The organism is Synechococcus sp. KORDI-52, from assembly GCF_000737595.1.
Classification (GTDB): domain Bacteria; phylum Cyanobacteriota; class Cyanobacteriia; order PCC-6307; family Cyanobiaceae; genus Parasynechococcus.
This window is the reverse complement of sequence record NZ_CP006271.1, coordinates 1,786,489-1,807,495: the sequence shown is the minus strand read 5'-3', so window position 1 is coordinate 1,807,495 and position 21,007 is coordinate 1,786,489. Positions and strand designations below refer to the sequence as shown.

The 21,007-nt window shown below is 53.6% G+C and carries 25 protein-coding genes; 7 read left to right on the top strand and 18 right to left on the bottom strand.

Annotated features, from left to right (window positions below):
- Positions 1-60: 60 nt before the first annotated feature.
- Complete coding sequence (locus tag KR52_RS14980) at positions 61-228, top strand: hypothetical protein (RefSeq protein ID WP_216725516.1); 168 nt, start codon at positions 61-63, stop codon at positions 226-228.
- Positions 229-396: 168 nt separating this feature from the next.
- On the opposite strand, the gene KR52_RS09230 is transcribed toward KR52_RS14980, so the two are convergent.
- Entirely contained in the window at positions 397-903 is a 507-nt protein-coding gene (locus tag KR52_RS09230; RefSeq protein ID WP_038557157.1) for a hypothetical protein, read from the bottom strand.
- Between the two features lie 25 nt (positions 904-928).
- Between KR52_RS09230 and KR52_RS09225 the strand changes: the two genes are divergently transcribed.
- Together KR52_RS09225 and KR52_RS09220 are read left to right on the top strand one after the other, a co-directional pair.
- Entirely contained in the window at positions 929-1,360 is a 432-nt protein-coding gene (locus KR52_RS09225) for a hypothetical protein (RefSeq protein WP_038555028.1), read from the top strand.
- Positions 1,361-1,516: 156 nt separating this feature from the next.
- Positions 1,517-1,783 carry a hypothetical protein gene (locus KR52_RS09220; protein ID WP_038555025.1) on the top strand — a complete coding sequence of 89 codons (267 nt, stop codon included), beginning with the start codon at positions 1,517-1,519 and terminating at the stop codon, positions 1,781-1,783.
- 601 nt (positions 1,784-2,384) lie between these two features.
- On the opposite strand, the gene KR52_RS09215 is transcribed toward KR52_RS09220, so the two are convergent.
- The gene (locus KR52_RS09215; protein ID WP_038555023.1) at positions 2,385-3,131 is read right to left on the bottom strand and encodes a hypothetical protein; all 747 of its coding nucleotides are present in this window, start codon (positions 3,129-3,131) and stop codon (positions 2,385-2,387) included.
- Between the two features lie 38 nt (positions 3,132-3,169).
- Here KR52_RS09215 and KR52_RS09210 point away from each other — a divergent pair, with 38 nt between their 5' ends.
- On the top strand, positions 3,170-3,910 hold the full coding sequence (locus KR52_RS09210) for a DUF475 domain-containing protein (protein WP_038555020.1): 741 nt from the start codon (positions 3,170-3,172) through the stop codon (positions 3,908-3,910).
- A complete protein-coding gene (locus KR52_RS15130) occupies positions 3,900-4,238 on the top strand; it encodes a DUF6464 family protein (RefSeq protein ID WP_038555017.1) in 339 nt (112 codons plus the stop codon). Before KR52_RS09210 ends, KR52_RS15130 begins: the two co-directional genes overlap by 11 nt.
- Before the next feature lie 705 nt (positions 4,239-4,943).
- On the opposite strand, the gene KR52_RS13945 is transcribed toward KR52_RS15130, so the two are convergent.
- The 4 genes from KR52_RS13945 to KR52_RS14395 form a co-directional block, all read right to left on the bottom strand.
- Entirely contained in the window at positions 4,944-5,924 is a 981-nt protein-coding gene (locus tag KR52_RS13945) for an HNH endonuclease (RefSeq protein WP_084221977.1), read from the bottom strand.
- Between the two features lie 84 nt (positions 5,925-6,008).
- Entirely contained in the window at positions 6,009-6,314 is a 306-nt protein-coding gene (locus tag KR52_RS14405; protein WP_156957689.1) for a hypothetical protein, read from the bottom strand.
- Between the two features lie 833 nt (positions 6,315-7,147).
- Complete coding sequence (locus KR52_RS14975) at positions 7,148-7,285, bottom strand: hypothetical protein (RefSeq protein WP_156957688.1); 138 nt, start codon at positions 7,283-7,285, stop codon at positions 7,148-7,150.
- 73 nt (positions 7,286-7,358) lie between these two features.
- Positions 7,359-7,613, bottom strand: coding sequence for a hypothetical protein (locus tag KR52_RS14395; RefSeq protein WP_162175618.1), 255 nt, complete (start codon positions 7,611-7,613; stop codon positions 7,359-7,361).
- Between the two features lie 1,055 nt (positions 7,614-8,668).
- Here KR52_RS14395 and KR52_RS09190 point away from each other — a divergent pair.
- Complete coding sequence (locus KR52_RS09190; RefSeq protein WP_038557155.1) at positions 8,669-8,887, top strand: hypothetical protein; 219 nt, start codon at positions 8,669-8,671, stop codon at positions 8,885-8,887.
- A gap of 1 nt (position 8,888) precedes the next feature.
- On the opposite strand, the gene fmt is transcribed toward KR52_RS09190, so the two are convergent.
- The 11 genes from fmt to KR52_RS09135 form a co-directional block, all read right to left on the bottom strand.
- On the bottom strand, positions 8,889-9,905 hold the full coding sequence (fmt, locus tag KR52_RS09185; RefSeq protein ID WP_038555009.1) for a methionyl-tRNA formyltransferase: 1,017 nt from the start codon (positions 9,903-9,905) through the stop codon (positions 8,889-8,891).
- 2 nt (positions 9,906-9,907) lie between these two features.
- Positions 9,908-11,278: a TldD/PmbA family protein gene (locus KR52_RS09180; protein WP_038555007.1), complete on the bottom strand. Its 1,371-nt coding sequence runs from the start codon at positions 11,276-11,278 to the stop codon at positions 9,908-9,910.
- Positions 11,278-12,687: a TldD/PmbA family protein gene (locus tag KR52_RS09175; RefSeq protein WP_038555004.1), complete on the bottom strand. Its 1,410-nt coding sequence runs from the start codon at positions 12,685-12,687 to the stop codon at positions 11,278-11,280. Before KR52_RS09175 ends, KR52_RS09180 begins: the two co-directional genes overlap by 1 nt.
- A 32-nt stretch (positions 12,688-12,719) precedes the next feature.
- Complete coding sequence (gene acsF / locus KR52_RS09170) at positions 12,720-13,790, bottom strand: magnesium-protoporphyrin IX monomethyl ester (oxidative) cyclase (RefSeq protein WP_038555000.1); 1,071 nt, start codon at positions 13,788-13,790, stop codon at positions 12,720-12,722.
- 66 nt (positions 13,791-13,856) lie between these two features.
- Positions 13,857-14,294: a DUF2996 domain-containing protein gene (locus KR52_RS09165; RefSeq protein ID WP_038554997.1), complete on the bottom strand. Its 438-nt coding sequence runs from the start codon at positions 14,292-14,294 to the stop codon at positions 13,857-13,859.
- 45 nt (positions 14,295-14,339) lie between these two features.
- Positions 14,340-14,813, bottom strand: a complete 474-nt coding sequence (locus KR52_RS09160; protein WP_038554995.1) for a hypothetical protein — start codon at positions 14,811-14,813, stop codon at positions 14,340-14,342.
- Positions 14,810-15,418 carry a flavin prenyltransferase UbiX gene (locus KR52_RS09155; protein ID WP_038554992.1) on the bottom strand — a complete coding sequence of 203 codons (609 nt, stop codon included), beginning with the start codon at positions 15,416-15,418 and terminating at the stop codon, positions 14,810-14,812. The genes KR52_RS09160 and KR52_RS09155 overlap by 4 nt, the downstream gene beginning before the upstream one ends.
- 3 nt (positions 15,419-15,421) lie before the next feature.
- A complete protein-coding gene (locus tag KR52_RS09150) occupies positions 15,422-17,743 on the bottom strand; it encodes an RNB domain-containing ribonuclease (protein WP_038554988.1) in 2,322 nt (773 codons plus the stop codon).
- A gap of 103 nt (positions 17,744-17,846) precedes the next feature.
- Positions 17,847-18,164 carry a TMEM165/GDT1 family protein gene (locus tag KR52_RS09145; RefSeq protein WP_038554985.1) on the bottom strand — a complete coding sequence of 106 codons (318 nt, stop codon included), beginning with the start codon at positions 18,162-18,164 and terminating at the stop codon, positions 17,847-17,849.
- Positions 18,165-18,166: 2 nt separating this feature from the next.
- Complete coding sequence (locus KR52_RS09140) at positions 18,167-18,499, bottom strand: TMEM165/GDT1 family protein (RefSeq protein WP_038554982.1); 333 nt, start codon at positions 18,497-18,499, stop codon at positions 18,167-18,169.
- Positions 18,489-18,863, bottom strand: a complete 375-nt coding sequence (locus KR52_RS09135; protein ID WP_038554979.1) for a YkgJ family cysteine cluster protein — start codon at positions 18,861-18,863, stop codon at positions 18,489-18,491. The genes KR52_RS09140 and KR52_RS09135 overlap by 11 nt, the downstream gene beginning before the upstream one ends.
- Before the next feature lie 108 nt (positions 18,864-18,971).
- Between KR52_RS09135 and psb30 the strand changes: the two genes are divergently transcribed.
- Positions 18,972-19,079 carry a photosystem II reaction center protein Ycf12/Psb30 gene (gene psb30 / locus KR52_RS09130; RefSeq protein ID WP_025362280.1) on the top strand — a complete coding sequence of 36 codons (108 nt, stop codon included), beginning with the start codon at positions 18,972-18,974 and terminating at the stop codon, positions 19,077-19,079.
- Between the two features lie 11 nt (positions 19,080-19,090).
- Here psb30 and recJ read toward each other — a convergent pair whose 3' ends face one another.
- Positions 19,091-20,989: a single-stranded-DNA-specific exonuclease RecJ gene (gene recJ, locus KR52_RS09125; protein ID WP_038554976.1), complete on the bottom strand. Its 1,899-nt coding sequence runs from the start codon at positions 20,987-20,989 to the stop codon at positions 19,091-19,093.
- Between the last annotated feature and the right edge of the window lie 18 nt (positions 20,990-21,007).

The window sequence follows — 21,007 nt, the reverse complement described above, 5'->3', positions numbered from 1 at the left end:
GCGTTTGTAATCCACCCTCCCAAGGGTGTTACACCGGTCTGTTCAATTTGCGCTGCACCGTTGCAGCGTCAACCCGTCGTGCGCCCGATTCCATTGTTGGTGCTGCTCACCGTGGGGGGAGTGCTCGTGGCGTCTTCGATTCCGATCCTGTTCACCCCTGAACAACCATCAAAATCCAGGCCTGAACAGGTGGCTCGAGCCGAGGTTTTCGCTTCAATACAGGGGTAATGGTGCTTTCATGACGCTCGGTCGATTCCTGATGTTCTTCGTTGTTGGGCTTGTGCTCGCATTCTCAGTTCCACAGCTCAGTTGGCTCCTCTGGGTTCTTGGAGCATCAGCACTCCTGGTGGTGGTGCAGCTGCTCCGATCGTGATGTGCGGCCGGAGTTGGCCGTGATCAAGTCAACCAACAGGCGTCAACGGAGAAGGTCAACACGTCATGGGAATCCCGTTCTTCAGTTGAGGTGATGGCAACGCAGGCCAGCTGTCCGTCTTCGAAGCATTTTTTCGACTTCAGCACAAACCTGGCAGCATCACTGTGGGACCAGACCGCTAACCCTTGTTGTTGTGCTTCATCGTTGTAGATCTCCCAGAGTTCTGAAAACCGCTTACTATCAGGTCCATGCATGAATTCATCCAGAGCTTGATCGGCACCCACTTCACGAAACCGCTCAAGGAATAACCTCATCAATGGGTGATCGATAACGTTGCTTGTGGCAATCGCTCCTGTAATCCCTCGGATTGATGTGCGAACCACCCGTTTAGGAGTCGATCTCGCATCAATAACGACAACAGGACATTGCAGATCCCAGTTGTATCGATTTCGAAGTTCTTGACCTGCTTCGGACATGTCATCCCTGAGTTCGCTGATCAGTTGGCGAACAACATTGCCGGGATCATTCATCATCAGATTTAAAGCAAGTCCTACATTGAAAGTTGATGTGCCCAAAAAAACAAATTTGGGTTTTGTGAATGTTTACACTTTAGCTAAGCTTGAGGTGGTAGCATTAGTTACGGTTCGCGTGCTTAAAATTTATGTTTACCCGATTGATGGGTCTCCTCGACACATTTTCGTGATGCTTAAGCAGTCTTACCTCGTACTCATGGCACAGTTTTTGCTTGTGATTAGCGGCATGGGCTCTTCCAACGCCCAACTCTGTCAGAGCTATGAAGCGGCCTTCAACCTTGAAGCAAGGATGCAAGAAGGATATTCCTTGAAGCAAGCTCAAGAAAGTATTATTAGTGATGACTATTCGGACGGTACAGCTGCTTGCCTGTCTGCGATAAAACGTGAAATCAATCAAATGCCTTATGCATTCCCGCTTGCTCATCAAGCCCTTTACAGGAGATCTCGCCGTTAATGGGGCTTTCTCAAGAAGCGATGGTCCTTTTCCTGGAGTCTGTCGCAGGTTCCACTTTTAAGTTCAAGCCGCTTCAGTCATCGAGGCCCTTCTACGTAAGCCAGATTGATGAAGACTTTAGATCCTAGATCGTTTAAGCAATAACTATGATGTACAATGTACAGAGACGAAATAGATGCCATCACTTCTGCCCTAAAAGCCATTCCCCTTGATCGAAAGTCTCAGCATTTAAGCAGGGCCTCCGAATATTTCGTCCGCGCCAAGGAGTTGATTGAGATGGAACATGATTGGCAAGCTTCCGGATCCATGATTCTTAAGGCATTGGCTGAAGAAAGGAAGTCTGAAAATACCGGCTTGCAAGTCATGAATGTTATTAAATTTCAAAAGCCAAAGACAAAATTAGAGTTTAAATTTCGCAGTTAGTATGTTTTTCATATGTAAGTGGAAAGTCGTCACTCTTATCGCATCGGGGAAATCCTTGTGCGCGTGATGCAGTGCTGACTATATGTAAGTGATGCAAATAGCTTCACTTTTTGACATTCTATATGTTATGTCTTTGGCATACTGTTTTTGGCATTTGGTGAAATAGTTGCCACTCGCTTTGGTTAGGTGTGGTTTTGATTTATTCTCTAAGTCTGTCGACAGGATAGGCTTTGCTTGCATTATTGAAGACCTCTTTTGGGCTTTTAGGAATAAATATTTCAAGCGACTGTTTTTATGAATCCCTGAGGATGGGATTTTGGAGTGATAACTGATGACGCTAGCAAATGTATCCTGCGATTTCTTCTTAAGAGGATTGTTGATTCACTATTTCGTCGATTTTCTTGTTCATGATTTTTTGGAAAACGTAGGAGTGTAGGTCGATTGCTTTACATCAGCTGGAATATGTAAAGCGACAAACTTCCATGGGACCACTATTGCGCTGAAGGCACGAGTAAAATCCTTGCCAGGTGAATGGATGGAGAGTTTGGTCAATTATTCTTGAAGAAATCTTGACTGGATCCACAATAATGAATCATTATTATCAATCAATTTTCAAAGTCATTGTCTGCTCCTCTAGGAGCATATTGAATTTCAGCAGTTGTTCGTCCTTAAGCTGTTGACGACTTGTCGCGCCAAGATGTTGTTGGAGAAAGGCACGAGCTTGATCTGACGTCCAACCGAGTTGTTTCAACATATGATCTCCCTGGTTGAGCAATTCTCCACGACGGATTGGCGCCGGTGCCGTGGACACATCCTCGTTGTCTTGGATCAACTTGAGTTGCCGTAAATAAGCCAATAGGTCAGCGTAGCGTGTGAGTTTGTGCCGACTGCCAAGACCAAAGGCGCGTGTCAGGTAGGCCTGCTCCTGCTCTCTCGACCATCCGATGCGTCTTATTTCCATGTCGATAGCAGTCAGCTCGTCACTCCAGTCATCAGGATCTGTGGGAGTTTCGCTAGGGACATCCTCCGTATCAGGACGTCTTTGTGTTGTGGGAGAGGCGGCCGCGCCCGGTGCGGACTCCGCACGCGGGTTTGGATCCTTACCTGGGGCTGGCTGCTCCTGTTTCGTGCTTTCTCTGTTCTGCCGACGAAGGGTTCCCTGGTGCACATGGAGCTCTTGCTTGAGCTGAAGCCTTGAATTCAGCCGCATCAAGGCTCGTTCCTCTGCGTCCTCTGCTGTTGCTGCCTCCCCGAGGGCGCTTCCCTGCAGGGCGTCGTCGTGCCAGGCCTCAACCCGCACGATGCATCTCAAGGTGTCGACGTGACAAAGCTCAGCCCGGATCTGCATCGCAATGGAACAGCACTTGAACTTTCTAGGCTGCCGGCATGGACCTGACCTCACTGCCCTCACTATCCGATGTCTTTGAAGGTGCCGACCAGTGGGGAGAGATTTTTGCTCTGCTCCCTGTCTTGGTGGTACTCGAGCTGATCTTGTCGGCTGACAATGCTGTCGCCCTTGCCGCCATAGCCAGAAGCAGCAGACAGCCCGAGCAGGAACGACTGGCGTTGAACATCGGCATTTCGATTGCTCTGTTGTTGCGAATCGCCCTGATCATTGCTGCCCAATGGGTTCTACAACACGCTTGGGTCCAGCTCTTGGCCGCAACGTATCTGGTTTGGCTTGTGGTGGATCATTTCAGAAGTCGTTCCACCACCAATGATGAAGACCATCCGGATGAGGACGAAGCCAACCAAAGGCATCGACCTTTTCTCAATACCGTTCTTCTATTGGCCTTTACGGATCTCGCATTCTCGATTGACAGCGTTGCAGCAGCTGTTGCAATTAGTGATCAGATTTTATTGATCACTGCAGGAGCCTTCATTGGCATTGTGGCGTTGCGCTTTACCTCTGCCTTGTTCATTCGCTGGCTTGATCTGTATCCCCGACTTGAAACAGCTGGTTTTCTGGCTGTTGCCTTTGTTGCATTGCGTCTGATCGTCCATGTTGTTGATCCGAGCTTGAATCAACCTGATTGGTTAACACTCCTGGTTGTTTTGGCGTTCTTCGCTTGGGGAATGTCGATCCGCAACAGCGACCACGATCCCGATCAAGGCCATGCTTGTTGAGATTCGTCACGTCAAGAGTGAGCATTTGATCAACCGAGTGGATCTAGATGATCCACCCGAGCCTGGTCGTTGGCTGATTTTGAATGATGAATCATTCCTGGTGATGCAGCGTCGCCACCGCTATGCCTTGCGGAATGGTTGCTACGTCAGGTCGACTGTGACCTTGTTGGTGAAACCTCACGCTCGTCCTGTCGACGCATCGCCATGGCGCCACGGCTGGGTTATTGGAGATCCAACCTGTCGTTTCAATGCTCTCAGTCCGTTGCTGCGTTGTGCCGTGTGGCCTGAAGGCCCCTGCGATACCTGCCGCCATCGGGAAGTTCGTTGAATCATGATTCTGCTTGGCATACAGGACAACTCCAGCGGCTCCTGGGGCCGCCTTAGCTGCAACCGGTGCTCTCCTTGCTTCGTTTCAGATCCAATCTCCATGACTTGTGATAGATATTGGATCGTTCTGTGTGTGCAGCACAATGGTGAACTTACATTCTGATTACCCTGTTCTTTGAAGACTGAGTTTTGTTGTCATGGTTTTTATGTTGATTGGTGATGCAGTTTTTGATTGTGTTAACTCTAATCAGTGAAAAGCCATGATTTAAATGGACTTGATTCACCCCTTTCACCGCTCTGCTGATGCAGTAGTGACTACGAACAAGTCTGACTTCGTCGATTTTGATTGAGCGTTGATTCAGATCGAACCGGACACACATCAACGATGATCGATGGGCAGCTATTGCTGACTGATATTGGACATGGACAACCTCTCACTCTTGACTTTCCATACGTCTCGGTTCGTTGTGGGTGCATCTGACAGGTTTACAGATCAGCAAAGGTTGACTCATAGAGTCCTTGATGTGGTGGTCGAACGAAAGTGTCCATTGTTTTTGTTTGTCGTTTAATATCTCCAATGGCTTCATTCTTGGACCGGTTTAATGGTGTTCAAGTGGACTGCATTTCATATTTCCATCTGACGCCAATGCTAGACTCTAAATTATTAATTCATTTAGCCCCATGTATCCTTCCAATTATATCACAGTTATTTCCATTTATGAAATAATTGCCACCTTGCTCTAAGTGCTTCCTTGCTTACCTCAGTGACCAACCTCTTCTCTACGATCTGGAGTGACTTGTAACTCATACCTTCAGCTAATTCAATGTCCAGTGTCTCCGGATGAATCGCGAATAATAAACGGTCAAAAGCTTTACGGTGTGTTGAACAGAAGGGCAACCCATTGACAGGGGAATCTGCACCGTTCTCTTCGAGCGGCACGATGTGGGCTACTTCCATCAATTCAGGAACGTCAATATCGCAGCAGGCACACTTGCTTCCATGCCACGCCAGGACAGCAGAACGAAAGTTGGACCTCCATGCTTGTACCGAATCAATCCTCGGTTGCCTATCCGTTGAGAGTCCAATTCTCGATGGCTGCTCATCCCCAGGACTAGCAATCATCCTCAACTCCTCAACCATCTGTTCCAACGGCGCAACATCTACCTCAGAGGCTTGACTGAAGAACCGTCGGAACAAGTCAATTTCTTCGATTTCATATCCAGCACGTGTGCATATCGCGGACTCCGTAAATCCCTCATTTACACGATACAAGCAGTGTTCAACCAGGATGCTTCCGATCAGTTTTGGCAATACCCTTGGAGACGATTTAGATTTCTCTACTAATCTTTCCTCCTCATGAATTACCGCTTGTGTTCTCTGCTTTCGCCGATGATGTTCTAGATTCTCTTGACGTCTTTGTAGACGGTCCAACTCAAAGCATGATCTACGTTTAAATTTCTTCTCAATAGATTTAAGTTCGTTTTTATTTCCTAGTTGTTTAATGTTATCAAGCTCCTTGTTTGGATTATGAATGATATTTACTTTTGCAGGTGATGATAACAGTGCAGGGCACGTCATTTCTGACGCTTCGTCCAGTTTTTCACCTAAAAGTACGTAACTATCGGCTGGGTTCTGCTGATCTGCGAGACCATCTAATAAAGCTTGGTTCTGTGATTGTGTAGTCATGGTTCTTGTGTGTTAACGAGATCGCTGGTAATCTGACATCCATGGACAGAGGGTAAATACCGGCTTATGCCTTAGATGCATTTTTTACATGTGGCACTCGAATTTATCAATACCTATCTCAGGGTATTTTGCTTTTTGAAAATTCTTACTAACTGTTTCTCTTTCAGAGTTGTCTTTTCTCCAACTTGTTGTCCTAGTCAATCCATTGCTGCTGCATATTATCTTGAACATTGCCCATCGTTCTCTCTTTTTCAATGGCTCCTTGTTTCCTGATTGACCATGTTCTATTTCTGGATAATTTACGTGTTTGAAATTCCAGTCAGATTCTAGTACCGAATTTGATTCTCCATTACATGAGTTTTTCCAGGCTTCTATATTCATGTTTTTCATTTTTATATCTACTCAGATGGTTTTTGCTGACTGCTTATAGCTTTGCCTCTTCTTCTCCAAATTTCTCCTCTAAAATGGAGTGAAAAGGATGAGAGTCTGATGAATTGCATTAGTGCTGATTTAATTTTTGCCATTAAATAACGCTTTCCTGTTAATCTATTCGAATGAGCACAGCACCGCTCCCGATTATGTTTAACACGCTTTTGGGTATTGACTTTGCAAGCCATTGCAATGACTATGTGCTCGGCTACTGCTGTTTATTTAATCGCTCTGTCTCTTTATCTCTCGCCTTAATTTGTGTCTCTTTGATGCTTTTAAAAAGGATTATTTCTTTCATGTATTTTTAGCCGAACTCGAGCAAAATTTAGGGAATTTCTGCTCTTTCGTTCTTTATGTTTGAGCATAGTCTAGGTGGCGATGTTCTGAGCATCTACTGGCTATTTATATCTTCATTGACGTAGCTTAGGTTAATTGAATCAATCAAGCCTAGGACTTGGCTGGTGTTTCCATCGTGCGATTAACTTTTATGGTTGCCTGGCTTTCGTTATCACTTGCTGCGTTGATCCTGCTTTTTGTTTGGGGCTCATAATAGTGTAGGTATAACTCTAGCTGAAAAGTTGATTGTTGTGCAGTAATTATTTCTTTCGCTTGTGGTTCTAGTCTTGCTCTTCATGTGCGAATTTATTTTGTATATTATGGTCAAGTACTACGCGATACTCAGCATGGCTGTCTCTCCCAAGTATTCCATAGATGAGGTAATACCTATGCATCAACCTCCAGAGACCAATTTGGAATTATTATTTCTTTTCCTCCGATTATAGTGATAAGTACCCTCACTGCTGCGGGTTTCTAGCATAAACAAGCAAGCTTTTTTCATCTCTTTTTGGTTTGATTTTGTTCTGATCTGCAACGTCAACTTCATTCGATTCTCTCTGTCCATTTGTACCGTCTTCGCTTTTAGGCTTTCCCACGAGCTAAGGCGATTTACTCGAATGTTTCTTGTGACGTACGCTTGAAAGCTTCCATCCTATTCTTCATTAAATTTCACTTCATGTTCAGGCACATTTCAATGTTGTTGATCGCATTATTCAGCAGCACAGCATTGATCGTTCTGGGTTCTTCAGGCAATGCTTCGGATTGCGCAACGATCATGGCCTCTGATGACCCGAGCAGGGGAAGGACTGGCTTGAAATGCAAGCGTGTTGCACGCAGCAGTGCCAATGGCAATATTGGTTTCTGGCGCTGCTGTCCGGAAAATGAGTAACGAAGATATCTTGTGTAATTAACTTTTGACTTCATTCTGTGCTGCTTTCCTGATTCTCTCTGGTTTAGCATTAATCTAGGTCAAAGACCATGAAGAACCCCCACCCACCGACTATCATAAATAAGCCAAGTAGCTTACTCGATCGAGGTTGCGTCTAAGCAATAATTTAACTGTCTAATTATATATTCAGTCCCTATATCTTCTAGAAATGAACATATGGCTTTACTTCACTCACTTGCAAAATCATCGAGTTTATAAGTTGCAATTATTGCACATGCATGGATTGCAAGATATTTTGCCTGCTTTCGACTGTGTTGCAATGATTGCATGGCTTGGGTGTCTCCCATTTATTTTCCGCTTCGTGGTTCTGCGCTTTCAAAAGATCTGCATTCCGTTTTCTTTGCAGGCACACGAGTTGGACCTTCCCTTCTTTTCGTAAGCGTTTCATTGTCCTTTCCTCTGTTTCAGATAATCGTTCAACTGGGTCGATTCATCATGTCACTCATTTGGCACTATGTCTTTATTCTTTTATCAGGTCCCAGAGTGTTTTTGGGTGAGTGCGCTGAAGATTTCAGTTGGCATTGGTGATTGATCTGCAAACGTATCTATCTACTGAGAACTTTACATGCCCCGAACCGCCAGTCCTGCCTTTCCCGTTCTCTTTTAGAAACGAAGGCTTCCAGCCGCTATAGCCAGCATCAAGGTTTCACGACCATCTATGCTATCTCAACTCCACCTGACCAACGTCCGAACGGAATCCTATCCATACCGCTTTGTTGATCCTGCTCTGTTGAATCATTGGTCTGGCTGCTTATTCCCACTCGATTGCCACCGCATCCATCACATCTGCCACTAGCCAGATGCGATTGAATGGCGACCATCGTGATTTAGTGCTCTGAAAGTAAGCGTTCATTCCATACTCTTTCTTGTTCGCTGCGTTGCGCCATCACGTCATCTCAGCACGCATCCGCATGTCGTTTCCCGCTTGTTCTTTATGCACTATTCCCTTACTACTGTTCCGCTCTTGGCTCGAGTCCAACCGAGAAACAGGTACTGTCTCCATTGGCGTTTGAATTCTCTGCAATTCTCCATGGCATTGAGCTACGAGCAAAGGATCAGGGTGCGTCATCGTTTGCTCGAGTTTCTTAAATTCAGGGTGCTGGCATCTCAGCAAACCTTTTTTGAAGTCGATACCCTGTCCAATCGCCAACAATGGCTCTCGACGATGTTCCCTGAAGCTCTTCAGCTTTCCGAGAAGGAACTTGATCAGGTCTGGTCACAGGCGCGTTGGTTATACACCGAATTCTGAATCAACACTTGTTGAAGCGGTCTCCCGGAGTGGCCTTGAGATGCTGCAACAGAATGGGTGGAGTGCAGCGTACTTTCCCTTCCAGCTGCGCCTCCCGAATCAGAAGAGGACAGCCGGTACTGCTCACCACAAGTCCCATGTCCTCAATCACGGCCAGGATTGTCCCTGGTGGATGTCCCCCGGTGGGCCATTGGCCCAAGAGTTGCCGCACTTCAGGGCTGAGTTGATCCCGCAAGCGCTCGATCAGTGGCTCCGTCCGCAGCACCTTTAAACGTTTGCCCTGCCAATGGGTGAACGCTCCAGGATGAAGCCCCATAACTTTTCGATGAATGTTGAGCGCAGGGGCTGACCAATCCAATTCGTAATCCTGCTTTTTCAACATGCGGGCATAGGTTGTCTCCTCGGTCTGAGCGCGCACGTTGAGTCTTGCTAATCGCTCCTCTTCGCTGCCAGGACCCGCGTCTTCAATCAGTGGCATGGCCTGGACCATCAGCTCTGCAGTGAGGGTGCTGAGCCGTTCGGCCAAGGCGAAGGACGTATCCAGCAGTTGGATCGGTGTGCGTTGCTCGAGCAGCACAGGACCAGTATCCAGCCCTTCTTCCATGGCCATGATCCCCACACCCGTTTCCTGATCCCCTTCGAGCAGGGCCCACTGGATGGGACCAGCACCGCGCCAACGCGGTAGAAGTGATCCGTGGCCGTTCCAGCAGCCCAGAGGAGGTTGTTCCAACACATCCTTTGGCAGGATCTGTCCGAAGGCCACCACCACCGAAACATCAGCACCGAGGGCAGCGAGCTTGGCTTTGCAATCGTCATCCCGTCGGATCCGTTCAGGGGTGAATACTTGAAGACCGAGTTCTTCCGCCCTCGCCTTCACCGGTGATGGAACCAGCTGTTTGCCCCGACCCCGCCGTCGATCAGGCTGAGTCACCACCCCAACGATGTTGTGACCCGTCCCATGCAATGCATCAAGGGTCGGCACCGAATAGACCGGTGTTCCCCAGAACAGAATGTTCAACGTCAGGCTTCGCCGGTGATGGAGAGTTCATCCACCCAAACATGCGGAGAAACCCCGCGGTGGGTGACTTCAGACTCCGCTTCCAGATGAGCTATTCCGCTGAGAACAGACCGTATGTCGCCAGCCACTGTTGCCGCTTCAACGGACACCCGTTCGCCGTTGTTCACCAACCAGCCATCGAAGGGCAAGGAGAAGGAGCCCTGGGTGGCCTTCACACCGGCATGAAGAGCCGACAGATCCTCAATCAGAACGAACGGACCTGACTCTGTGCGGTGATTGAGGCTGTTGCCGCTGCTCACCTGTGGATTGGAACCGACAACAAACCAGTCAGGCCCAACCGAAACCTTGGCTCCAAGCCCAGCATGGCCGGTGGGTTCAACACTAAAGGCTCGGGCCGTGGCTTCCGAGTGGAGGAAGTTCTGCAGGGTTCCGCCCTCAATCAAGGAAAGCCGCCGGGTCGGAGTTCCCTCGCCATCAAAGGCCGCCGCACTGATGTGTCCGGGGTGGAGGCCGTCATCGTGGAGGTTGAGGAAGGGCACCGACACATCGGATCCAATCGAATCCCTCTGGCTCAAGCTCACCCCATCAAGCACCGAACGCGCATTGAACATGCTGCTGAAGGCACCGAGCAGAGAAAGAAAAGCCTCAGGGGTGAAGCAAACCCTGTAGCTCCCGGTTTCGATCGGTCGATAGTCCAGATGGCTGACGGTGCGATCAACCGCTTCGCTGATACAGCCTTGAACGTCCAGTTCGCTGCTGCCAAGACCCAGACGAACAGCACCTCCACTGCGGGGCTTTCGACCCGCTTCTTCCGCTCTTGCGTAGAGATACAGGCTGGCTTGGGTGCGCTCCATCTGGCGCAGTGCTCCATCGCTGTTGAGATAGAGGCTCTGGGAAAGGGATTCCGACAGTCCGTTGTAGGGGACGGTCTGGATTGCTGGGTGGCGACCCAGAAGATCGGCTTCCGCATCCCGCAGGGTGTCCAGCAGGGGGAGGATTCCCTGGCGTGGTTGAAGCGGTCGATCGAGCTCCGGAAGTGGTGCGGTGGCAAGTGGTGAGAACTGAGGGATCTCCTCGGGATTGCCAAAACGGCTGGCCGTATGTGCTCCTACCAGAGCTTGTTCCAAGCCGCCATCCGAGAGGTCGGTGGTGCTGGTGATGCCCACCAGGCCATCGTTGTTCCAGACCCGAACCGTGATGGAGCTGCGTTGCGAAGCCTTGAGTTGTTTGGCTTCACCGCGATCAACCTGAACGGAGCAGTCGTCACTGCAGGCGGCGCCAAGGTCCCAACGACGAATTCCTTCGCGGGAGGCGAGAGCCTGCAGGCGGTCCCTGAGATCTGAGGCGTTGAGGCTGTTGTTGTTGGACATCATCAACGGCCCCCCACCGTGATCGAATCAACCTTGATGTGGGGTTGGCCCACGGTGACGAACACACTTCCACTGACGGATCCGCAGAACCCGGCTGCCAGTTCCAGATCATTGGCGCACATCGAAATGCGAGGCATCACCTCCTTGGCATCACCGATCAACGTTGCGCCTTTCACCGGTTTGGTGAGTTTGCCGTTTTCAATCAGATACCCCTCTTCAACGGAGAAATTGAACTGACCTGTCGGGCCGACGCTTCCACCACCCATGGCCTTGCAATACAGGCCTTGGTCGACGGATTCAATCAACTGCTCAGGGGTATGCGATCCGGCGTCGATGAAGGTGTTGCGCATCCGGCTCGCAGCGGCGAAGGCATGGCTCTGACGCCGGCCACTTCCGGTGCGTTTGTGGCCTGTGCGCAGTTCACCTGCCCGGTCACTGATGAACCGTTGGAGCACCCCATCTTTGATTAGAACGGTTCGCTCCGGTTCCATTCCTTCGTCGTCCATCGAAAGGGAACCGAAGGACCCACCACTAAGCCCTTCATCGATAGCGGTGACAGCAGGGTGAGCGATCAGTTCACCAACGCGGTCAGCGAAGGGAGTGGTGCCCCGTTCAATCTGGGTTGTTTCGAGCAGGTGGCCACAGGCCTCGTGGAAAATCACGCCACCAAAGCGGTTGGCGAGAACAGCCGGCATCTGTCCAGCATCCACGTAGTCGGCACGCAACATCGTTCCAGCGCTGGTGCAGACCTCAGCTGCGCTGGCTTCGGAATCCCAGTCCCGAAGATCGTCCGGACGATCGGAACTGCCGTAGCGCCTGCCAATGCTGGAGCGGTGATCGCCATCGGCGGCAAGCACGGAGAGGCCAGTCGACTGATGCAGGCGGATGTCGCGGGCGAACGTGCCATCAGAGGCTGCCACCATTACCTCCTGCCAGTCGCGGGCGTAGCTGCCGCGTCGTACTTGCAAGTGCTGACCCAGTCGATCGAGATGGGCTGTGCCCTGGAGCAGGCACTGGCTGGCTTGATCCAGAGATGGACAGCGTCCCAGCCAGTCGGCTTTGGTCAGACCGTGGTCGGTCAGCTGCTTTAACCCCTCAAAGGCTGCCGCCGAAGTGAGCTGTTGCGCCTCAAGGCCGAGCATGGCAAGGGCCTGATCGAGGGCCCGCTGGAGTCCAGCTTCGCTGAGGTCGTTGGTGCTCACGAAGCCATCTCGGCCATCACGGAACACCCTGAGACCTGCGCCCCGGGCAAAGGATGGAGTGACGCTGGTAATCCGATCCTGTTCAGCAAGCAAACCGATGTGATCGGTGCCCTCAAGGAACACCTCCACCAGGTCGGCTCCTGCAGTACTGCCGCGGTGCAGCAAAGACTCCAAGAGTCCTCGCCACTGATTCGAAAAGGCGTTGGTCAAGAAATCTCCTCGATTGAGCTGGGGGAGTCCCCTCAGCGCACAGCTGGCTGGAAACGATCGCTATCGATCGCAGGCATGAGGAAAAGCTTGGCCATTTCGGCACCGTTCCCGATCCAGAAGGGCAGCTTCCGCAGCAACTTCACAGGAGCGATGGCATCGCTGGCATCAGCCTTTTCCAAGGCGGCGTTGTTGGACACGAGACGTTCAAGGCGCGTCCAGAACTTGGCGTTGTTCACGTCGAGGACAACGGGGAAAACGCGCGCAGAGGTTTCATTGGTCTTCTCGATCACCATCTTGTCGTAGGTGCGGGCGTCCAATCCAAGAGCCTCGTAAAACTCCTTGCGGGCCACATCACGCACATACATGGTGGCGAACACCGCGAGCAGGAAGAAGCGGCACCAGAGTTTGGCGATCGGGCCACGGACCGTGTCGGGTTGGGCTTTCATCAGGGCGTCGAAGAAATCGCCGTGGCGGTTTTCGTCCTGACACCAGTTCTCGAAGAAGTTGAAGATCGGGAAGATCTTGCTGTCGGGGTTCTTTTCGAGGTGGCGGTAAATGGCGATGTAACGCCAATAGCCGATCTTTTCAGAAAGGTAGGTGGCGTAGAAGATGAATTTCGGCTTGAAGAAGGTGTAGTCCTTGTTGGCCGTCAGAAATCCGAGATCCAGCTGCATGCCGAAATCGCTCATCGACTTGTTAAGGAAGCCTGCATGGCGAGCTTCGTCGCGAGCCATGTGAGCAAAGCACTCGGCTAGAAGCGGGTTTTTGGCCTTGATCCGGCGGCTCAGCTCCTTGTAAAGGAGGAATCCTGAAAATTCGGACGTGCAGCTCTGCTCAAGGAATTCGACGAACACCTTGCGGGTTTCGGGATCAAGCTTGTCCGCAGCCCCCTCAAACTCGTCGTTCCGAACGAAGTGGTGACGGTTGTAATCCTTCCTGAACTCTTCACAGATGGCTTCCAATTCAGCCTCATTGGGCTGAAGATCCATCGCCGCCATCGCTTCGAAGTCGGTCGTGTAGAAGCGAGGCGTCAGGATTGTGTCCTTTACAGGATCTTTGATGGCTACAGCGCTGCCTTCGGCCACGGCGGTGGGAGGGACCATCAGTTGCGGTTCACGATCCTGCCAATGTAGGCGCGCCAGTCCAACCCCCGAGGCCAACGCGACTGGTTAGTTACTTCCGAGCCATTTTTGGCCGTTGAGTCGTTGCAGCAGTCTTGACACCAGAAGCGGCAGGGACATGCGTTTCTCGTCGATCAGAAAGCTTTCCAACAGGGTGGGCTCACTGCCAGGGTCTGCCAGGGCAATCACCTTGGAGCTGTTGATATCAGCCTTGGAAAAGCAGACCCAGAAGCGACGTCCCCCAGGCAGCTCGCCGATCACCATCGGGCATTCTCCTCCGACAACCGGACGCTGCCCGTCCACTCGCTCCAACCGGTCAGCTGTGATGTCGTGCTCGGCTAGCTGTTTGGCGACAGCTGGCAAAAACAGCGTGTCAATAAATTCCGGGAAGGGCTTGTCTTCCGGCTTGGGTGGTTTCGCTTTTGCCGCCGGCTTGGCAGGAGGCTGTTGAGCCGAAGGCTGCTTCTCGACAGGGGTTTCGCTCACCGATCCAGGATTTCTTGGGCAACTGTAAGCAGCCTTGTGGTGGCCTTACCAGTTGGCTTCCGGATCATCTCCCCAGTCAGTGCTGTTTTGCGGACCAGATCCACTAGATGAAGCCTGTTGCTGCCGAGATGCGGAGGGAGGAGGCTGAATCACGCGGTAAGCGACGGAGACCGTCGGAGCCGGTTCCCTTACATCCCTTTCTGGGCCTTGCCTTGTCGTGGATCGGCTTGCTGCTTCGTTGACAGCGGATTCCGGTTCGTGGGCGTGGGATGGGGCAGGAGAATGGCGTGTGCGTCTGAGGGGACGTTCCGCTGGAATCAAGAGAAACGCTGTTAGGGCGGCTCCGGCAGCACCACCACTTGCGGTGAGAGCTGTCCACGCCCCCAGGGGCAGCGGAGGGCTCGTCCAAGCCAGCAAACGAAGTCGGGTCTTGGCTCCGATGTTGGTTGCACACAACGCCAGCACGGCCAGCAAAGGTGCCAGGCAGGGGATCAGCAGCAGCCGCTGAACGGTGCTCATTCCAGAGGTCCGCTCCAGCGGTTCAGTGGTGCAAGGTCATCTTCCAGCCCATCGAAGAGACGCACCACTAAAAAATCAACCATGTCCTGGAGTGTCTCTGGCCGGGTGTACCAAGCAGGAATCGGGGCGGCAATGGTGGCGCCTGCTTCCGCCAGACCGGTGAGATTACGAAGATGAATCAAGTTGAAGGGCATCTCCCGAGGAGCGACCACCAAAGGGCGCCGCTCCTTCAGGTGTACGTCAGCGCAGCGTTCAATCAGATCAGCAGCAATGCCGGCATGGATCCGCCCAACGGTTCCCATGCTGCAGGGAACGATGACCATCGCCCTGGTTTTGTAGCTCCCACTTGCGATGCAGGCGGCTTGATCATTCCAGCGATGACAGGTCAGATCGCCGCTCTCCACCGCAAGCCTGGCTCTCCAGAACTCCCGTTGCTTCAGAGGATCCACGGGGATGGACAAGCCCTGTTCCGCGCGAAAGACCTCATGGGCGCCGTGGCTCAGCACAAGATGCACTGAGCGTCCTCGCAGCAACAGCAACTGAAGGGCACGCTCGGCGAGGGGTTGGGCCGATGCACCGGTGACGGCCAAAACGTATGGATGCATCAATCAGCGCTCGCTGAGGGCAACGGGCAGTGGTTCAGACGATTCAGGCTCTGTGGATTCACCAGATCCCTGGCCAATCACATCAAGGTCGATCTGGTTGCGCAGCACATCAACATTGATGACGCGCACCTGAACGGCGTCGCCAAGTTGATAGGTCTGACGGTTCTTCCGTCCGACCAAACGATTCTGGCGGGATCTGTATTCGTACCAGTCATCGTTGAGGGAGCTCACGTGAACAAGTCCTTCAACACGACTTTCGCCAACTTCAACGAAGAAGCCGTAGCTCTGCACACCACTGATGCGGCCTTCAACCGGCTGGCCGATCAACGGCTGAGCTGATCGGGCCTGGATCATCGAAAGAAGATCCTTCTCAAGTTCTAAAACCTGACGTCGACGGCTGTTGAGTCGATGCACAATGCGGTCGCTCACCAGGCCATTCAGCTTTTCGTCCTGGGTTGCCGTGAAGAGGGGCCAGGTCAGATCAGCGCCCGCTCCCTTGAGACCCAGCTTCAAACGGTTCTTCTGACGCACTGTCGGGCGGTCTTTGCCATCTGTCAGCAGGGCAACGAGCAGCTGTTGATTCACCAGGTGTGAATAGTGCTGGGTGGCACAGGTCCAAGGCGTGAGTGACGTGTTGGCGCTGCTCGAAACAGCCTCCTCCGCATCGGAATCAGCTGCGGTAGAGGGCATCTGTGGGCATGCCACCAGTTGGATTGGAGGCAGGGCGTGGCTGAGCTGTTGTTCAAGCACGCGACGCTGATTGCTGGCTTGAAAAACCTGGCTGAGTTCGCAGGCGGACGGACAACCCTCGTCATCCAGTTCAAGGGGGAGATCCAGGGCGATGGCGGTCTTCGCCACATCGGTCAGAAGGTTGCTATCAGGTTCATCGGTTTGCGTGATGATCCCAGGCAGTTGAAGATCGATTCTGTGCGCCGTCCATGCACGGTCGGCAGCCCTCAGCAGAGGTTGAAGAAAAGCATGAGGGTCCACCGGGTTGAAGGCATCAACCCAGCGATGCCGCAGACCGGAGGGATCCGCGCTGCGGAGGTCCCCAAGTGCCTCCAGCTGGGGAGGACAGAGGTCGAGTTGCACAGCCCCGCTGCTGCGCTCGTGCTCCAGCAGCAGGGTGCTGCAAAACCGCAGGGTTTCCAGTTGGCCGAGCTGGTCTTTGATGGGTTTTAGTGCCGTTGGAATGCTGCGCGCCTTTGGTTTGCGTTCCGCAAGGGCGATCAACTGATCGGCGCTCACATCAGCGACGGGACGAACCGAGCTCAGCATGAACTCCCAGTCGATGAGCTCACCATTGGCTGCGATGTCCAAACGAACAGTGACGGCATCTGCCTCCGTGCCGGGTGAAAACGTTGTCGCTTTGTTGAGGGCAGGTGTCAGCAGGGGTTGCCAGACTTCACCGAGGCAGAGGGCTTCACCGCGGTCGCGCAGGCAGGCATCGAGGCTGCTGCCCAAACCGATCCGTTCGCCCACGCTGGGCACATGGACCCAGAGACGACAACCGCCATCCTTGGCTTCAACATGCACGGCAGGCAACCCAGGTGCATCCTCTTGCTTCCAACCCTTGAGCAGCAGGCTTGGTTGTGCCGTCAGATCGACCCGACCCCTGGTCGTGGGCGTTTTACCGGAACTACGGGGGGCCGCTGCACGGTCCTGGAGTCCCGCCTTGGTGAGCAGCAGATCCCGATCAGCAGCGGGACCTCCGTTGAGTGGCAGTGAACGCACGACATGTCCGGCGGCGGCGTGCTGGGCCACCGGATAGCGGTCAATGCGTACCTCAACAACGCTTGCTGCCGTTTCGCCCGGCAGATGTTGGGAGTCCTCGGGAGGCAGTTTGATCCCGGCCAGAATCCTGTCGTCAAGTGGGGCTGCCAGCAACTGCTCGCTTTGTTGCTCAACCTGTGCCAGGAGTGACCGGGTGGCCCGTTCAAGGATGCACTGAACGCCACCTTCGGGAGAACGGCGACGACCGCCTTCTCGGGTTACTCGCACGAGAACGCGATCACCATGCCAGGCATGGTTGAGCTGATGGTCGCGGATGTAAATGTCCTCACCGCCGTCCTCGGGTATGGCGAAGCAGAAGCCTTTGCTGCTGCATCTCAGTCGCGCGTCAATCAGAGCACTCTTAGTGGGTCGAGTGAGTCCACCCTCGTTGGACTGTTCGACCACACCGATTTTGACCAGTGATGAAACAGCGAGATCAAGCGAGGCTTTGTCCGACTTGTTGCTGAGCTTCAGGATCTTGGCCAGTTGATCCACCTGGGAGGGTTGCTCAGAGGAGAGCTGATCCAGCAGATCGGCAACCGAGAATTTCATCGTGGCGTGGGCAGAAACCGACCGTCAGGGCCGGGAGAGACGTAGTGAGGGTTGGCCGACGTTGTACATCCGGCCCTGCTGAGTCAACCCTCCTCAGGACACTTTAAAGCTCAGGAGTCTGATCTCCATCTGTCGCTTGTTCAGCCTTGCTGAAGATGGGGACCAGAAGACGACCACCGATCACGAGAAAACCAAAGGAGGCCACTAACTGAAGAAGGTCGCTGGGAATCACCGTGGCGACAGATCCTCCCGCGAAGGCTCCCAGCAAGCTGGCAAGAACCAACGCTGACGAGGATCCGAGAAAAACAGCCAGGGGTCGATTGGAAGTCCCACTGATGGCAACAGTCGCGAGTTGTGTCTTGTCACCGAGTTCAGCCAGGAACACAGTCAAGAACGTGGAAATTAGAAGAGGAAAATCCATCGTCAGCTTCCGGACGTGATCCATAGAGAACGTGCGGCCTGAAGGCCCAGCCAGACGCCAAGGGCCACCATCAGCACTCCCGCCATGAGTTCCAGCCGTTCAGGCGGAAGAGTTCTGGCCAACCATTGACCCACCAGAACCCCGACAAGGCTGGAGGAAATCAAAGCCAGCGCGGCACCGACAAACACCAGAACCGGTGAGCCGGACTGGGCGGAGAGCAACAACGTCGCCAACTGTGTTTTGTCGCCCAGCTCAGCCACAAACACCGTGGTGAATGTGCTGAAGAGAACGGCAGCAAAGCTGCGTGACTCGCTGCTGGTTGGCTCACTGCTCAACAGAACCTCCTGCGGTCTGAGCGCGCTTGAACCTACGCATCACACCACTTCGACCGCCATAGGTGCTGCGAATCTGCTGATGGCAACAGGCGATGGCGAAGGCATCGAACTCATCATCGGGAACATCAAACAGACGACCTAAGCCACTGACGCGACAGAAATCCGGACGCTCCTCATAAATCGTGCAGCGCTGACTGCCCGTGTCGTAGTGGATGCACCAGCCGTCTGGTCCAACCATGGCCAGGTACGTGCGTTGTTGGTCTTCGCTCAAGGCCGCCAGGGCATCAGCGCGTTCCTCCGGAGCGAGTCGGCAACAGGCTCCACAGTGTTTGATGCAGGTCCATTGCGGCGTCGCTCGACTCATGATTGAAGCTGTGACAAGCCATCACAGAGATCAGAACAAATCCGTCGCTCTTGGGACAGAGCCCCGTAGCCTGGGTGGCGTAACGATTTTGGACAGCGCTGCATCGCCATGGGCTTTGACATTCACCTGATCGCCAACTTTGCCGCCCTGGCGATGATCACCATTGCCGGTCCAGCTGTCATCTTCATTCTCTTCTACCGACGCGGCGCACTCTGATCGCCTCGCTTTCAAGGACGAAGCCCCAATCCCAGTGAGGCTTCCTCAATCAACTGAATCACCCGAAGATCCCTTGCCAGGTCGTTATCGCTGGTGAGGGATTTTTCTTGTTCAATGCTCGCCTGAAGCGTCTCACCTTCGCCATTGGTGAGCTTCAGGCCTGAGGTTTCCGTCAACTGGGCGGTGTACTGCCGTGAGCCGCGGTCGATCAACACCAACTCTGTGTGGGCACGGATGGCCTTGAGCTCCAGCTGCAGACGCTGTTCGCCCTGCCAACGGTTGATCGCAATGCTGTAAGCCACGTCACAACGCTCGGGAACAGGCACCGATGGATCCCATCGCCAGGCGATGGCGCGACGCTCACTGTCTCCTTGGCGCAGCGTCAGGGCCAGGTGCCCTCCCTTGAGGTCGCGCCGATCCTCAACGCTCACTCCCCTCGACCAGAAGAGAGGTTTCGGATGACCGATGCCGAAGGGGGCCAGGGATTGCAGGTGGCGCCACAGATCCCAGTTCACATCCTTCAACTGCAGCAGAGCGTCGGGTTGCACGGGACGCCCCTCGGCCTGGGTCATCAACCAGCCATCGGCCTCGGCGCAGAGGCGCTCATGCAGGTCATGCACAAACTCCGCTTTGACGGTGAATCCCCCCGCAGCGGGATGGCCTCCAAAACGGGTCAACAGATCACTGCAATTGGAGAGGGCACGATCCACCGCGAAACCGATGGGCCCTCGTACCGAAGCCCGCAGGGTTCCATTCCCATCTCCGGCCAGAAGAGCCGTGGGGCGGTGATATCGCTCCATCAGCCGCGCAGCAACAATGCCAATTACCCCGTGGTGCCAGTGACTTTGTGCCAGCAGCAAAAAGGATGGGATGGCATCACTGGTCTCCGCTTCGACGAGCGCCACGGCCTCCGCTTCAATTGCGTCGCAGAGATCCCGTCGCTGGCGGTTGTAATCATCGCAACGGCGTGCCAGGGCCATGGCTGAATCAGGATCCTCAGCCGTGAGCAGATCCACCACCAATTTCGGTTCGCCAAGGCGGCCGACGGCATTGATTCGTGGTGCAAGCTGAAACCCGATGTCTTCGGCTGTCAACGGACGTTCCCCGAGACCCGCCAGGCGCTGAAGCGCTTGCACGCCCTTGCACTCGGAGCGATGCAGGTGGTTCAGCCCCTCCAGCAACCAGCTGCGGTTGGCCCCCACCAGAGGAGCCATATCGGCCACCGTGCCGATGCAAAACAGATCCCGGGCCACGCGGATGGCTTCTGGTTTGTTCAGCGCCTCTGCTACGGCATGGGCCAGGACATAGGCCAGCCCCACACCGGCGAGTCCGCGGTAAGGCGAGCCCTCCGGCGTGGTGGCCGGATGAATGAGCGCGGTCATCGGTGGCCGTTCCGCCGGGATGGTGTGGTGATCGGTGACGATCACCTCCATGGTCAAACTCGCGGCCAGTTCAAGGGCTTCCCTTGCGGCAACACCGTTGTCGACGGTGACCAGCAGTCGCACTCCATCGTCGTAGAGCCTCTTCACCATGACGGTATTGAGGCCATATCCCTCCTCCATCCGCGATGGAATCGCTGGCTGTGGATCAGCGCCAAGCGGGGCCAACGCCCGCAACAGCAACGCTGTGCTGGTCATCCCATCGGCGTCGTAGTCACCACAAATGGCGATACGTTCACGGGATCGGCAGGCCTCCACCAATCGGGCACAGGCCTGCTGGAGATCGGGGAAATGATCGCGGGTGGGTGGTAAATCACCAGGGGAGAGAAACGTTTCGGCCTCGACTGTCGAGCTGAATCCCCGGCGCCGGAGAAGACAACGCAGCGACAGCGGCAAATCAAGCCCTCGCAATGGCGATGGTTCCACCACGGCTGGAAGGGACCAGGACCAGTGGAGCGGAACGGCCGGCAAGGGAACGCAACAGTCGGT